General features: G+C 52.1%; 15 protein-coding genes. All 15 read left to right on the forward strand.

Features of this window, described 5'->3' with window-relative positions; genetic code table 11:
* The first annotated feature begins 195 nt into the window (after positions 1-195).
* The 15 genes from rnmV to LOK74_RS21375 all read left to right on the forward strand — a co-directional run bounded on the left by rnmV (position 196) and on the right by LOK74_RS21375 (position 14,133).
* On the forward strand, positions 196-747 hold the full coding sequence (rnmV, locus tag LOK74_RS21305; RefSeq protein WP_230047084.1) for a ribonuclease M5: 552 nt from the start codon (positions 196-198) through the stop codon (positions 745-747).
* A gap of 2 nt (positions 748-749) precedes the next feature.
* On the forward strand, positions 750-1,652 hold the full coding sequence (rsmA, locus tag LOK74_RS21310; protein WP_230047085.1) for a 16S rRNA (adenine(1518)-N(6)/adenine(1519)-N(6))-dimethyltransferase RsmA: 903 nt from the start codon (positions 750-752) through the stop codon (positions 1,650-1,652).
* A 196-nt stretch (positions 1,653-1,848) separates the two neighbouring features.
* The gene (veg, locus tag LOK74_RS21315) at positions 1,849-2,121 is read left to right on the forward strand and encodes a biofilm formation stimulator Veg (protein ID WP_230043982.1); all 273 of its coding nucleotides are present in this window, start codon (positions 1,849-1,851) and stop codon (positions 2,119-2,121) included.
* Between the two features lie 75 nt (positions 2,122-2,196).
* Positions 2,197-2,379, forward strand: coding sequence for a small, acid-soluble spore protein, alpha/beta type (locus LOK74_RS21320; RefSeq protein ID WP_230043983.1), 183 nt, complete (start codon positions 2,197-2,199; stop codon positions 2,377-2,379).
* A gap of 133 nt (positions 2,380-2,512) precedes the next feature.
* Positions 2,513-3,391 (forward strand): 4-(cytidine 5'-diphospho)-2-C-methyl-D-erythritol kinase, encoded by an 879-nt coding sequence (gene ispE, locus LOK74_RS21325; RefSeq protein ID WP_230043984.1) that lies wholly within the window; start codon positions 2,513-2,515, stop codon positions 3,389-3,391.
* A gap of 61 nt (positions 3,392-3,452) precedes the next feature.
* On the forward strand, positions 3,453-4,274 hold the full coding sequence (gene purR / locus LOK74_RS21330; RefSeq protein ID WP_230043985.1) for a pur operon repressor: 822 nt from the start codon (positions 3,453-3,455) through the stop codon (positions 4,272-4,274).
* Positions 4,275-4,287: 13 nt separating this feature from the next.
* Positions 4,288-4,674 carry a RidA family protein gene (locus LOK74_RS21335; RefSeq protein WP_230043986.1) on the forward strand — a complete coding sequence of 129 codons (387 nt, stop codon included), beginning with the start codon at positions 4,288-4,290 and terminating at the stop codon, positions 4,672-4,674.
* 111 nt (positions 4,675-4,785) lie between these two features.
* A complete protein-coding gene (spoVG, locus tag LOK74_RS21340; RefSeq protein ID WP_230047086.1) occupies positions 4,786-5,070 on the forward strand; it encodes a septation regulator SpoVG in 285 nt (94 codons plus the stop codon).
* Between the two features lie 190 nt (positions 5,071-5,260).
* Positions 5,261-6,646, forward strand: coding sequence for a bifunctional UDP-N-acetylglucosamine diphosphorylase/glucosamine-1-phosphate N-acetyltransferase GlmU (glmU, locus tag LOK74_RS21345; protein WP_230043987.1), 1,386 nt, complete (start codon positions 5,261-5,263; stop codon positions 6,644-6,646).
* A gap of 23 nt (positions 6,647-6,669) precedes the next feature.
* The gene (locus LOK74_RS21350) at positions 6,670-7,620 is read left to right on the forward strand and encodes a ribose-phosphate diphosphokinase (RefSeq protein WP_230043988.1); all 951 of its coding nucleotides are present in this window, start codon (positions 6,670-6,672) and stop codon (positions 7,618-7,620) included.
* A 92-nt stretch (positions 7,621-7,712) separates the two neighbouring features.
* A complete protein-coding gene (locus LOK74_RS21355; RefSeq protein WP_230043989.1) occupies positions 7,713-8,327 on the forward strand; it encodes a 50S ribosomal protein L25 in 615 nt (204 codons plus the stop codon).
* A gap of 159 nt (positions 8,328-8,486) precedes the next feature.
* Positions 8,487-9,056 carry an aminoacyl-tRNA hydrolase gene (gene pth, locus LOK74_RS21360; protein ID WP_230043990.1) on the forward strand — a complete coding sequence of 190 codons (570 nt, stop codon included), beginning with the start codon at positions 8,487-8,489 and terminating at the stop codon, positions 9,054-9,056.
* A 114-nt stretch (positions 9,057-9,170) separates the two neighbouring features.
* A complete protein-coding gene (locus LOK74_RS21365) occupies positions 9,171-9,401 on the forward strand; it encodes an anti-sigma-F factor Fin (protein WP_230047087.1) in 231 nt (76 codons plus the stop codon).
* Between the two features lie 88 nt (positions 9,402-9,489).
* On the forward strand, positions 9,490-13,059 hold the full coding sequence (gene mfd / locus LOK74_RS21370) for a transcription-repair coupling factor (RefSeq protein ID WP_230043991.1): 3,570 nt from the start codon (positions 9,490-9,492) through the stop codon (positions 13,057-13,059).
* 15 nt (positions 13,060-13,074) lie between these two features.
* Positions 13,075-14,133: a peptidylprolyl isomerase gene (locus LOK74_RS21375; RefSeq protein WP_230043992.1), complete on the forward strand. Its 1,059-nt coding sequence runs from the start codon at positions 13,075-13,077 to the stop codon at positions 14,131-14,133.
* Positions 14,134-14,296 lie beyond the last annotated feature (163 nt).

The raw sequence follows: 14,296 nt of genomic DNA on the forward strand, positions 1-14,296 counted from the left end.
GATCCGGCAGGAGGTGATTCTCCTGCCGATTGTTTTTTTATCGCTATTTTCGCCAAACGCGAACGATTTGTGGTAAGCTTCTCTATCAGATAAGACGTTTGGAGAAGAGGATTCGTTTCACGATTTTTTTCATGGAATATCCGTGACTTGAAAACAATAACCGGGTGAGATGGTATGACGAGAGAAGACTTTCGCATGAAAATGAAAGAAGTGATCGTGGTTGAGGGCAGGGATGATACGACAGCGATTAAGCGGGCGGTTAACGCCGACACGATCGAGACCGGCGGCTCTGCGATCAACGAGATGACGCTGAACAAGATTCGCATCGCCCAGCAAAAGCGAGGGGTGATTATTTTTACCGACCCCGACTATCAGGGAGAGCGCATTCGAAAAATCATCAGTCAGGCTGTTCCTGGATGCAAACATGCTTTTATCAAGCAGGAAGAGGGGCGTAAAAAAGACGATATTGGTGTGGAAAACGCCTCGCCAGAAACGATCGTACGCGCACTCTCGGAGGTGCGCACCGAGATGGTGGATCAACCGGGAGAGATCTCCTTTGAGGAGATCATCGCCCATGGGCTGACAGCGGGACCGAAAGCCAAGGAACGCCGGTTGAGATTAGGGGAACGATTAGGCATCGGATATGCCAATGCCAAACAACTGCACAAGCGCCTATCTGTGTTTCAAATCAGCCGGGAAGAGTTTCTGGCTGCCTTGAAAGAGCTCGACCAAGGGGGAAGTGAATGATCATGCCGTCGCAATCAAAAGATATCGCCACACCTTCACGGACGCGTGAACTGCTGGAGAAATACGGATTTTCTTTTAAAAAGAGCCTGGGGCAAAACTTCCTGGTCGACCCCAACATTCTGCACAGTATCGTATCTGCGGCCGACTTGTCCAAGGAGAAAGCGGCAGTAGAGGTTGGGCCCGGCATCGGAGCTTTGACAGAACGGCTGTGTCGTGCCGCCGGGCGGGTGCTTGCGATTGAGATCGATCAGCGGTTGCTGCCGATCCTGGAAGACAGCTTATCTCCATACGACAACGTACAGGTCGTGCACGGCGACGTCTTGAAGCTTGATTTGCATCGGCTGCTGGCCGAATATCTGCCAGATTGCAGCAGGATTAGCGTGGTTGCCAACTTGCCGTACTACGTAACTAGTCCCATCCTGATGAAACTGCTGGAAGAGCGCCTGCCGTTGGAGCACATCGTGGTGATGATTCAAAAGGAAGTGGCGGATCGGATCGCTGCCCAGCCTGGATCCAAAGATTACGGTTCCTTAAGTGTGGCCGTACAGTTCTACGCAGAAGCCGAGGTGACCATGACGGTACCGGCAAATGTTTTTATCCCCAAGCCCAATGTTGATTCGGCTGTTCTCAAACTGTCACTGCGTGAGCGGCCGGCTGTAGAGGTAGCTGACGAGAAACTGTTTTTCCGTGTGGTACGCGCCAGTTTTGCACAACGTCGCAAAACGCTCTATAACAATCTGTTACATAATCTGTTTGGCAAGGAAAACAGAGAACAGGTCACCGCGCTGCTTATGGCCGTCGATCTTGATCCGATGCGCAGGGGCGAGACGCTTTCGCTTGCCGAGTTTGCTCGTCTCACCAACGAGATCGATCGGCTGCGGACCACTCGCCAAAGCGGCAGCTAGACTGATCAATGAACCGTTGGCCTTCGCTTCCACCCATCGCCGTGTCGAATCGGCACGATAAAAAAAGAGATAATAGCCCAGCATTCAGCAAAAGAGACCGTTGACAAAAACACAATTGGGTTGCTATAATTTTAAATTTATTTGACACAATAAAGGTAGGCTGTTATAATAGAAACAAGCGAGGTGGATGATACAAATGGCCAGAAACGCGTTAATTGATATTAAACGCAGTTTAGACCTCCATGTTGGCGAGCGTATCATGCTCAAGGCCAATGGTGGTCGCCGCAAGACCGTTGAACGGACGGGCATCCTCGAAGAGACTTATCCATCGGTGTTTGTCGTCAAACTTGACGACGATCAGTTGTTTGAACGGGTATCCTACAGCTACGCAGATATTCTCACGGAGACAGTAGAACTGACTGTCTGTCGGGATCAAGAACATATTCGCATCACCGTTGTTCAACAGTAGAGCGGCCGCTCTGCTGTTTTGTTTTGCCGCGAGTGGCGTATACTAACGCTGTCAACGAGAAGGAGGTTGTTGCGCGTGGGTCGTAGACGCGGCATCATGTCGGATGAACTCAAGAACGAACTCGCGAAAGAGCTAGGCTTTTACGACACCGTTGTCAATGAAGGCTGGGGCGGTATCAAGGCGCGAGATGCCGGGAACATGGTGAAGCGAGCTATTCAAATCGCGGAAGAAGCGTTGGCCAACCAGAAACAACAATAACAACTCGTTGACGAAAAGCCGGTGAACCCGGCTTTTTCTTTTGCTCGAAGGCTTATAGGTGGTAAGGCCGTTTGCGCCTATGTTACAATATGTGACTAGGTAAACCATACATAGGCAAAGGTGTGAAAAGAACGTGAGGATCTCAGTCAAAGCTCCGGCAAAAATCAATCTGACTCTGGATGTCTTGTCCAAGCGGGCAGATGGATACCACGAAGTGGAGATGGTGATGACCACGGTGGATCTGGCTGACCGAGTCGATTTGACGTTGCTCGAGAGCGACGAGATCCATCTGGATTGCTCTGCAAGCTTTGTCCCAGTCGATGAGCGGAATCACGCATACAAGGCGGCGAAACTGCTGCAGGAGCGGTATGGCGTCCAAAAGGGGGTGCGGATGTACATCGACAAGCAAATCCCTGTAGCGGCAGGGCTTGGCGGAGGGAGCAGCGATGCCGCGGCCGCTCTGCGCGGGCTCAATATGCTTTGGGGGTTAGACTTGTCGCTTGATGAGTTGGCCAGCATCGGTGCCGAGATCGGATCGGACGTACCGTTTTGCGTATACGGAGGGACCGCCTTCGCTCAAGGACGGGGGGAGATTGTAACACCGCTTGGAACCCCGGCTCCATGCTGGGTGGTACTGGCCAAGCCGTCCATTGGTGTCTCCACGGCTGATGTGTACGGCAACCTGCGGGTGGACAAGATCGGGGAGCACCCCCAGACTGAAGTGATGCTCCAAGCGATCGAAGCCCAGGATTTCTGGCTGATGTGCCATTCGCTCTGTAACGTATTGGAGGAAGTGACGCTTTCCCGCTATGCACAGGTGCGCCAGATCAAGGAGCTGATGGTGGAGTCAGGGGCGGACGGCGTGCTGATGTCGGGCAGCGGTCCCACCGTATTTGCACTGGTGCAAAAGCAGGCGAGAGTACAGCGGATTTACAACGCATTGCGCGGATTTGTGAAAGAAGTGTATGCAGTGCGCATGTTGGGCGGGTCGGAAGCGGAAGTACTTGCGTAATTCCGTACAAAAATGATAAATTAACAGCAAACATTCGGTTTTTGGTCTGGGGGAACAAGGAATGAAAAAAATGCGCAGAAGCGCCCGCCTGGTAGACATGACACAGTATTTACTCGCACATCCACATAGATTGATTCCACTTACGCTGTTTTCCGAGCAGTACGGCGCAGCCAAATCTTCCATTAGCGAGGATTTGTCGATTATCAAAGAGGCGTTTGAGAGTGAAGGCATCGGCGTGCTGAGGACGGTTGCTGGTGCGGCAGGTGGAGTGCGATATATTCCGCAGACAGGCAAAGAACAGGCAGTTCTTTTTATGAAGGAACTGGCCGCACAGTTGGAGAATCCGGAACGCCTGCTCCCAGGGGGCTATTTGTACATGTCCGACATCCTGGGCCATCCATCTACGCTTGGCAAGATCGGCAAACTGTTCGCCACTGCTTTTGCGGACAAGGAAGTGGAAGTGGTGATGACCGTGGAAACCAAGGGGATCCCGCTTGCTTATGCGACGGCCGGTTATCTCAATGTTCCGGTTGTGATTGTTCGTCGTGACAACAAGGTAACGGAAGGATCGGTCGTCAGCATCAACTACGTCTCCGGTTCCAGCAAGCGGATACAGACGATGTCTTTGGCCCGTCGGGCACTGGCCGAAGAGTCGCGCGTGCTGATTGTCGACGATTTCATGAAAGCAGGCGGCACGATTCGCGGGATGATTGATCTGTTGCAGGAGTTTAAGGCAACCGTCGTTGGCTGCGGCGTTTTTGTCGAAACCTCTGATGTGACTGAGCGGTTGGTAGATGATTATATTTCATTGGCCAAGATCCGTGATGTTGATGTAAAAGGCAAGCAGATTGGAATTGATCTAGGCAGTTACTTTACCAGTTAAAGGAGAGAAGATCATGAGTAAACTGACCTATGTAGCGACCGATAAGGCGCCAGAAGCAATTGGTCCGTACAGCCAAGCGGTACAGGTAGGACCCTTTCTCTTTACATCGGGACAGATTCCGTTGAAGCCGGATGGCACCCTTGTTACGGGTGACGTAGCGGAACAGACCCATCAGGTCTTCGCCAATCTAAAGGCAATCCTGGATGAAGCTGGGGTTTCATTTGCCGATGTGGTCAAAGCAACTGTTTTTATTAAGGACATGAACGACTTCTCCAGCCTCAATGAGGTATACGCGCACTATTTTGGCGATCATCGCCCAGCCAGATCGACAGTAGAAGTAGCCCGTTTGCCGAAAGATGTACGCGTGGAAATCGAAGTTGTCGCCTATCTGGGAGGATAGTCAGATATTTTTCCGGTTTTTTTTACAATTTTTCGGAAGTATGGAAGGAATATTTACCCATCATGTTGAAGTAATGTATCCAGTTGATACAGATAAAGGGAGTGAGACATGATGGAAGTAACAGACGTAAGACTCCGCCGAGTCAACACGGATGGCAGAATGAAAGCGATTGCTTCAATTACGATCGACCATGAGTTCGTGGTTCACGATATCCGCGTAATTGACGGCAACAACGGCATGTTTGTAGCCATGCCAAGCAAACGTACGCCGGATGGAGAATTCCGCGACATTGCTCATCCGATTTCCTCGGCTACGCGTGAAAAGATTCAGCTGGCGGTGCTGGCGGAATACGAGCGGGCTGGGCAGGAAGAGGAAGCTGTTGAAACCGGCGCCTAATCCACGAAAAAAGTACCCTGTTCAGGGGTGCTTTTTTTGTTGTTGATGAGACGAAAGACTACGCATGGTGCCGATTTGTGACGAAGCGTTGACCCTTGCCGTTTTTCAGGCGGAATTGCTCGTTCGCTTCTTGAAATCGCCATACGATTAAGATATAGTCAGGATGGAACTTATACGCTGGAGGGTTATCATGTCGAATAGATACGCCGTGGTTCTCGCCGCTGGCCAAGGGACGAGGATGAAGTCGAAGCTCCACAAGGTTCTCCACCTCGTATGCGGCAAGCCAATGGTTCAACACGTGCTGGACACCCTGGCCGTGATGCAGGTGCATGATGTGGTGGTCGTTGTCGGACATGGGGCCGAGGCTGTTAAGAGCACGCTGGGAGACGGAATCACCTATGCCCTGCAGGCTGAGCAGCTTGGCACGGCACATGCCGTACAACAGGCACTTCCTTTCCTCAAAGACAAGCACGGTACGACACTGATTTTGTACGGAGACGTACCCCTTCTAACTGCTGACACGCTGACTGCGCTGACCGATCATCACCATCAGCAGCAAGCAGCCGCAACGGTGCTAACCGCGCAACTGTCCGATCCGACCGGATACGGCAGAATTGTCCGTGACGAAGCGGGCGAAGTATTGCGAATTGTTGAACATAAAGATGCCAATGAAACAGAACGTTCGATCCAGGAGATTAATACTGGCATTTATTGTTTTGACAATGAAAAGATGTGGAAGGCACTAGCGCAGGTGGGCAATGATAATGTGCAAGGGGAATACTATTTGACGGATTGCATCGAGATTCTACGGAAAGCGGGAGAGAAAGTAACCGCTTTTGTCATGTCTGATCCCGAAGAGTCAAACGGTGTGAATGACCGGGTCCAGTTGGCGCAGGCAGAGGCTTACATGCGTAAGCGGATCTGTGAGCGGCACATGAGAAACGGCGTCACGATCGTTGACCCCGGCCACACCTATATCGATAGCGATGTCACGATCGGGATGGACACAGTGATTCATCCGGGAACGTATCTGCGCGGCAAGACCGAGATCGGGGCCGATTGTGTGATTGGGCCTCAGGCTGACCTGACGGATGTGGTGATAGCAGACAAGGTATCCTTGTCATACACTGTAGTAACAGGCAGTCAGGTGGAAACCGAAGCGGTGATCGGACCGTTCGCGTATGTGCGCCCCGGCTCCCACATTGGCAGCAAGGTGAAAATCGGCGATTTTGTCGAGGTGAAAAATACGAAAGTGGGAGCAGGCAGCAAGATCCCCCATCTGAGCTACGTGGGTGATGCGGAGATCGGCCAAGCGGTCAATATTGGCTGCGGCACTGTCACTGTCAATTATGACGGAGCGAAAAAACACAAGACGATCGTAGAAGACCATGCTTTTATCGGCTGCAATACAAACCTGATTGCACCGATTCACGTAGGCAAACATGCGTATGTGGCTGCCGGCTCCACTGTTAACCAGGATGTTCCGGACGAAGCGCTGGCGATTGCCCGGGAGCGGCAAGTAAACAAACCGGGATATGCCAACAAGTTGCCTCGTAAACAGGGGAAAAAGCAGTAAACTAGGAGGTTTATGAAGATAAAATGGCGAACTACCGCGATCCGAAACTAAAAGTATTTACCTGTAATGCTAATCCACAGTTGGCACAAGAGATTGTCGAACATATCGGACTTCCCCTAGGCAACGCAGAAGCGATCCGGTTTAGCGATGGCGAATGCCAGATCAAGCTGAACGAGAGCGTCAGGGGAGCCGACGTATTCGTCATCCAACCGACCAGTGCCCCGGTCAACGAGCATCTGATGGAACTTTTGGTGATGGTAGATGCACTGAAACGGGCATCGGCCAAAAGCATCAACGTCGTGATCCCTTATTACGGGTATGCGCGTCAAGACCGGAAAGCACGAGCTCGCGATCCGATAACTGCAAAACTGGTCGCCAATCTGATTGAAACAGCAGGAGCTCATCGGGTGATTACGATGGATCTGCACGCCACCCAGATCCAGGGTTTCTTTGATATCCCGGTGGACCATCTGTTAGGTGTGCCAATCCTGGGCAACTATTTCACACAAAAAGGACTATCTGACATCGTGGTGGTTTCCCCTGATCATGGTGGGGTGACACGCGCCCGCAAACTGGCTGAACGTCTGGAAGCCCCGATCGCCATCATCGACAAGCGGCGTCCCGAGCCCAATGTCGCAGAAGTGATGAATATCGTCGGCAACATCGAGGGCAGAACAGCGATCATCATCGACGACATTATCGATACGGCGGGTACCATCTCGCTGGCTGCCAATGCGCTGGTGGAAGCAGGAGCAAAGGATGTCTACGCCTGTTGCACCCATCCGGTGCTCTCAGGACCGGCAATCGAGCGGATCGACAATTCCAAGATTCGTGAACTGGTTGTGACCAATACCATCCCGCTGTCTCCCGACAAAATGATCGACAAAATCAAAATCCTGTCCGTTGCCCCGATCATCGGTGAAGCGATTATCCGGGTTCACGAGGAACTGTCTGTCAGCAAGTTGTTTGACTAATTGTTTATCACACAGTCTTTGACTCAAAACCTCCTGGAGTGGACAAGCTAGAAGAGAAGAAATTTCTGGTGCGTCCCCAAGGAGGTTTTGCTGTGGAAACGATTGAAGCGCAAAAGCGCCAAACCGGGGCGGGAAACTACGTGAAAGCGCTGCGCCGTTCCGGTTGGGTCCCGGCAGTGCTGTACGGAAAAGAGGTGGCTAACCTGCCGATTCAGGTACGCGGAAAGGACCTGGATCAGTCGCTACGGCATGATACCACCAATAAGCCGCTTCTGCTGCAAATAAACGGTCAGGATTACAACGTCATGATCTATGAATTACAGCGTCATCCCGTGATGGGAAACGTACTCCATGTGGACTTTAAGCAAATCAACATGAAGGAACGGGTGCATACATCCGTCCCGATTGTGATCGAGGGCAAAACGGAATACGGTGTACCCTCACTGGTTCGTCACAGCCTGGAGATCGCCTGTCTGCCGGGAGATATTCCCGAGTCGTTCCCGGTACAGGTTGAAGGATTGCAGGTAGGTGACGTGATCCTCGTCAAAGATTTGGACATCCCCGCCAACATCGATGTGGGCCTGGACGAAATGGAAGTGATCGTCAGCGTACTTGCGCCTAAAGCCGCGTCAGAAGAGTCGGTGGAAGCTGAAGAAGAGGCAGAAGAACAGACGGAAGAGACAGAACAAACCGGTGCAGGTGCTTGACCAAGAGCAACGAAGAGCGTCGTGTGGCGCTCTTTTTCTTGTTGTACACCACTTTTGTTAGGTACAATGAGGATAGTGTAAGAAAGGAAGAGCAATAACCGGGGAAAACGGTGCCTCGCCCGGGACATAGGCGGACTTACTCTCATGGAGGAATGAGCAGTGAAAGTGATTGTAGGACTGGGAAATCCAGGCCGGAAATACGAAGAGACCAGGCATAATCTAGGTTTTAAAGCCATAGATAAGATTAGTGACAAATGGTCCATACCTGTACAGCAGAACAAGTTTCGCGCACTGGTTGGAGAAGGGCGCATAGAATCGGAACGAATCTTGTTGGTGAAACCGCAGACGTATATGAACCTGTCAGGGGAATCGGTCAGTGAAGTACTGTCTTTCTACAAACTGACCCCAGATGATCTGCTGGTGGTCCACGATGATCTCGATTTGCCGGTAGGGAAGCTCCGTTTGAGGGAGAAAGGAAGCGCTGGCGGGAATAACGGACTCAAATCGATTATCCAACACCTCGGCACCCAGGAATTCAAGCGAATCAAGATTGGCATTGGTCGCCCTGAGCCAGGTAGAAGTGTAAGTGATTATGTGCTTCAAGTGTTTTCGCCAAGTGACCGCGAAGTGGTTGAACAAGCTGTCGAGCAGGCGGCAGAGGCCGCAGTCAAGTGGACAGGAATCCCTTTTTTACAGGTCATGAACGAGTACAACCAGGTTAGAAGCTGAACGAGGGTGCGGTATGTTTCCTTTTCTTGCAGGCCATACTAGGTGGTAGTACATGCGGTCGCGACCACGCAGTGGTTTGTTGCGATCGCTGCCGATACCTGGGGGTGGCATGGTTTGAGTTTTCGTTACGTCTGTCGCTGCTGCGGCATGAGAATCGCTGAGTTTGACCAAACAGATTTGTCGGAGGTTCAATTGGGCCTTGATTCCTTGACCCCGGAAGAACGTGAACATATAATAACCAGAGACGCAGGCGGGGATACTGTCATCCGGATTACGTGTGACTATTGCCGCGATGCACTGGATCGGCATCCCGAGCTTTCATTGATAGGGAATCCGTTGCAGTGAGAAAAAGAGGCTATCCATTGAAGCCTTGGCTAGCGGTGAAGCTGAGGCTTATTTTCGCATGAGAAACGGCCGGAGAGGAGTTCAGTAAATGCAAGTCATCATCAATCGCTTGAAAGAGGACCCTAATTACGAAACGATCGTTGCCGGCCTCTCGCGCGGACTGTCAGAGCAATTGATCTCCGGTCTTGCCGGCTCCTCGCGCCAAGTGCTGATGTGTGCACTCTATCAGCAGGTACAACGGCCCCTTTGTGTGGTCACACACAATATGTTTCAAGCACAGAAAGTGTACGAGGATTTGTCGGAACTGGTAGCGGAAGATCAGTTGCTCTTGTTTCCAGCCAATGAACTGATCGGGTCGGAATTGGCCATTGCCAGTCCGGAGATGCTGGCCCAGCGGATTCATGTGCTGAACCGTTTGGCCCAAGGATTTACGGGTATACTGGTTGTGCCGATCGCCGGGCTTCGCCGCTTGGTGGTACCAGGGGATGTGTGGAAAGAGGCGCAGATCACCCTGCAAGTAGGAGCGGAATTGGAGATTGCCAGTTTCCTAGAGAAGGTCATAGAGTTGGGCTATGAGCGCGTGGATATGGTAGAGCGCAAAGGCGAGATGAGTGTCCGTGGCGGCATCATCGACTTATATCCAATCGATTCAGAATGGCCTGTGCGGATTGAGCTGTTTGACGTGGAAATCGACTCCATCCGTACGTTTGACATGAATACACAGCGTTCCCATGAATCGGTTTCGTCCTACACGATCGGTCCGGCCAAGGAGATGATCGTCTCTACTCCTGTCCTGCAGGAGGCGGCGGTACGTCTCGAAAAGAAGCTGGGCGAAACATTGGGCAAGTTGAAAGACAGCGCAGCCAAGGAAAAGCTGGTCGAGCATATTGGCGAAGATATGGAGCGGATGCAGCAGGGACAGCGTTTTTCGCATCTGTTTTCCTACATTTCTGTCATCTATCCAGATCAGCAAACGCTGCTTGATTACCTGCCCGATCAAACGCTCCTGGTGATTGATGAGCCGTCACGAGTGCTGGATACGGCTGCCCAACTACAAAAGGAAGAATTGGAGTGGCAGACCGAGCGGATCTCGCAAGGGCTGTTCATGGCCAATCTATCCCTATCGGTGTCGTATGAGGAACTGATCATGGAGCAGCGTCGGCAGATTGTCTACTTGTCGCTGTTCCTGCGGCAGACGCCGCGCACCCAACCGCAAAATATCGTCAACATGAACTGCAGAACGATGCAGAACTTCCATGGCCAGATGAATGTGCTGAAAAGCGAGATGGGACGCTGGCAGAAGGGGCAGCACCAGATTGTGTTTGTAGCCGCTGATGCGGAACGGGCAAAGCGCCTGGAACGCATCCTGCACGACTATGGGATGGAAGCGGATCTGCTCCTGGAGGTGCCGGAGACGATTCCTCCGGGTCGACCCACGATTATCATCGGCAACCTACAGAGCGGGTTTGAACTGCCGCTCAACAAGATCGTGGTCGTAACCGAGGGTGAAGTGTTTACACCGAAGCAGCGCAAGGCCCGGAAAATGCAGCAGACGATGAGCAATGCGGAGCGGATCAAGAACTACCTGGAATTGAAGCCGGGTGACTACGTGGTGCATATCAACCATGGGATCGGCAAATACCTCGGGATTGAGACCAAGGAGATTCTCGGCATACACAAAGATTATCTCCACGTCCGTTACGCGGGTGGGGACAGTCTGTTTGTCCCGATCGAGCAGATCGATCACGTGCAAAAGTACGTCGGCAGCGAAGAAGCGGAACCGAAGATTTACAGTCTTGGTGGGAGTGAGTGGAAGCGAGTCAAAAACAAAGTGCAGTCATCCGTCAAGGATATTGCCGAGGATTTGATCAAGCTGTACGCCGCGAGGGAGTCTAGCGTCGGGTATCGATTTAGTGAGGATACGCTGGAACAGCGCGAATTCGAGGCGATGTTTCCATACCAGGAAACCGCCGATCAGCTGCGGGCAATCACTGAGGTCAAGGCCGACATGGAACAAAACCGGCCGATGGACCGTCTCATATGTGGGGATGTTGGTTACGGCAAAACGGAAGTAGCGATCCGCGCCGCGTTCAAGGCGGTGATGGATGGCAAGCAGGTAGCGGTGCTGGTACCGACAACCATCCTCGCCCAGCAGCACTACGAGACATTTCGCGAGCGGTTTGCCGATTACCCGATTCGCGTAGAAGTGATGAGTCGGTTCCGCTCCCGCAAAGAGCAGAACGCCACGATGAAAGGGTTAAAAGAAGGAACCGTCGATGTGGTGATCGGCACTCACCGAATATTGTCAAAAGATGTTCAGTTTCGCGACTTGGGGTTGCTGATCGTCGACGAAGAGCAGCGCTTCGGCGTCAGTCATAAGGAAAAACTGAAGCAGTTGAAGACCAATGTAGACGTACTGACGCTAACCGCGACGCCAATCCCGCGTACCTTGCATATGTCGATGCTGGGTGTTCGCGACTTGTCCGTCATCGAGACCCCTCCGGAAAACCGCTTTCCGGTGCAAACCTACGTGTTGGAGTACAGTCCGACACTGGTGAGGGAAGCCATTGAGCGGGAGTTGGCGCGAGAAGGACAGGTGTTTTTCCTGTACAACCAGGTACAGGGGATTGAGCAGATGGCTGAGCATATTCGTACCCTTGTTCCTGATGCCCGGGTGGCTGTGGCACATGGACAGATGAACGAAAGCGAACTGGAAGCCATCATGCTTGACTTCCTGGACGGTCAGTATGACGTGCTGGTGAGTACGACGATCATTGAAACCGGTGTGGACATTCCCAACGTTAACACCCTGATCATCTACGACGCGGACAAAATGGGACTGTCTCAACTGTATCAATTGCGCGGGCGCGTCGGCCGTTCCAATCGGATCGCCTATGCCTACTTCACCTATCAAAGGGACAAGGTGCTGACCGAGGTGGCTGAGAAGCGGCTGCAGGCGATCAAGGAGTTCACGGAACTGGGATCAGGCTTTAAAATCGCGATGCGCGATCTTGCCATCCGTGGTGCCGGCAATCTGCTGGGCGCTGAGCAGCACGGGTTCATCAACTCCGTTGGGTTTGACCTGTATACGCAGATGCTGAAAGAGGCGATTGATGAGTTAAGAGGGGAAGCAAAGCAGGAGATCCATTCGCCGGTAGAGATCAATCTGCAGCTTGACGCGTATATCCCGTCCACCTACATCACGGACAGTCGACAGAAAATCGAGATGTACAAGAAGTTTGTCGCCGCTTCCACGTTGGAAGAAGTGGACGATCTGGCCGAAGAGCTGGTGGACCGCTTCGGCGACATCCCGAAACCAGTGGAGAATTTGCTGGCGATTTCACGCTGTCGCGTCTATGCGCTTCAGCATCACATCGTGGAGATCAGCCAAAAGGATCCCGATGTGATCAAGCTTCATCTGCATCCAAGCCAGAACAACAATATTGACGGTGGAGCACTGTTTACGATAGCTAAAAAATGGGATCGCAGGATCGGGCTTTCGACTGGACAACAGATTGTGATTACTGTTAAAGTGAAAGGGTTGAGCACTGAAGAGGGCGCCAAGCTGGTGGAGGAACTGCTCAGCCAGTTCCACCTGGTGCGTCGTGATTGGGGTGCCCATAACGCAGTGACTGACCAACTCGGCATCAGCCGATAGAAGGGAGTAGACACGATGCAAAAGACCGATAGACGCAAAGCGCGCTTTTTTCCTATGATGACAGCGATCTTGTTGGCGTTTGCCGTACTCGCAGCCGGCTGCGGCAAAGAAGAAGCAGAGCAGCCCGCCAAGCCGAACGAACAGGCCGAGCAAAATGATCAGCTAGCCCAGTTTCCGGGGGTGACGCTGCCGTATGAACAGGTCGGCCCGGACACTGTGGTAGCCGAGTATGAGGGTGGCAAGCTAACTGCAAAACAGTTTGAAGACTTTTTGCGTACATTGAACTTCCTCCAGCCGGGACAGGGACAGGCTATCAAAAATGCAGATCAGCAAATGCTGGAGACCTACATTCGCGAATACACCGGTACGATTTTGCTGGCCAACCGGGCAGACGAGAAAGTGGCTGGTGAAGCGAAGAAACAGGCGGAACAAACGTTCGACCGCTTCAAACAAGAGTACATGGGACTTCTGAACAATGAAGAAGCAAATTTTGACAAGCTGATGGACAAGCAGGGAGTCACCAAAGACGTGGTGATTGAGCAAATGACATTGATCAATTCCTCGATCAGCTATCTGCGCAGCGGGATCAGTGAGGAGGAGCTCAAACAGCGCTACGACAAGGCTGACAAATCTGCCTTTACCACAGCCTCCGTCCGGCATATCCTGATCTCCAACGAAAGCCGTTCGGATGAGGAAGCAAAGAAACTGGCTGACGATTTGGCGAAGCGCCTGAAAGCAGGAGAAGATTTTGCCGCACTGGCCAAAGAGTACTCCGATGACCCTGGCAGCAAAGAGACGGGCGGGCTGTATGAAAATGCCAACGTAAATGACTGGGTGCCGGAGTTCAAGGAGGCTGCCTTAACCTTGCCAATCGGCGAGATCAGTGATCCGGTCAAGACCAGTTACGGCTACCACGTGATGAAGGTGGAAAAACGCGCCGTCACACCGTTTGAAGAAGCCAAAGACGCACTGCGTGAAACAGCGCTGCAGGAGAAATACAATCAATTCATCAAGGACGAAGTAGACAAACTGGTCACCAAATGGAATTACCTAAAAGTAACCCAAAAAAGTTAATGTACGACAGGAGGAAACAGGGAATCGGCCGATTCCCTGTTTTTGCGTTGTGCGCCCAGCATGGGCGTTATCTTTAGGGTTAAAGTCCTGAATGGCGAAGGCAGTAGTAGCCATTAGCTTAAGACAGGGGTGTCCACCGTGAGGTGGAATCTGAAGGAAGTCG

Source organism: Brevibacillus humidisoli (assembly GCF_020923435.1).
Classification (GTDB): domain Bacteria; phylum Bacillota; class Bacilli; order Brevibacillales; family Brevibacillaceae; genus Brevibacillus_E; species Brevibacillus_E humidisoli.

Excerpts from the sequence above, each read along its gene's own strand:
- veg (WP_230043982.1), top strand. The coding sequence starts at position 1,849 with ATGGCCAGAAACGCGTTAATTGATATTAAACGCAGTTTAGACCTCCAT.
- purR (WP_230043985.1), top strand. The coding sequence starts at position 3,453 with ATGAAAAAAATGCGCAGAAGCGCCCGCCTGGTAGACATGACACAGTAT.
- spoVG (WP_230047086.1), top strand. The coding sequence starts at position 4,786 with ATGGAAGTAACAGACGTAAGACTCCGCCGAGTCAACACGGATGGCAGA.
- LOK74_RS21335 (WP_230043986.1), top strand. The coding sequence starts at position 4,288 with ATGAGTAAACTGACCTATGTAGCGACCGATAAGGCGCCAGAAGCAATT.
- rsmA (WP_230047085.1), top strand. The coding sequence starts at position 750 with ATGCCGTCGCAATCAAAAGATATCGCCACACCTTCACGGACGCGTGAA.
- mfd (WP_230043991.1), top strand. The coding sequence starts at position 9,490 with ATGCAAGTCATCATCAATCGCTTGAAAGAGGACCCTAATTACGAAACG.
- LOK74_RS21350 (WP_230043988.1), top strand. The coding sequence starts at position 6,670 with ATGGCGAACTACCGCGATCCGAAACTAAAAGTATTTACCTGTAATGCT.
- glmU (WP_230043987.1), top strand. The coding sequence starts at position 5,261 with ATGTCGAATAGATACGCCGTGGTTCTCGCCGCTGGCCAAGGGACGAGG.
- rnmV (WP_230047084.1), top strand. The coding sequence starts at position 196 with ATGAAAATGAAAGAAGTGATCGTGGTTGAGGGCAGGGATGATACGACA.
- LOK74_RS21375 (WP_230043992.1), top strand. The coding sequence starts at position 13,075 with ATGCAAAAGACCGATAGACGCAAAGCGCGCTTTTTTCCTATGATGACA.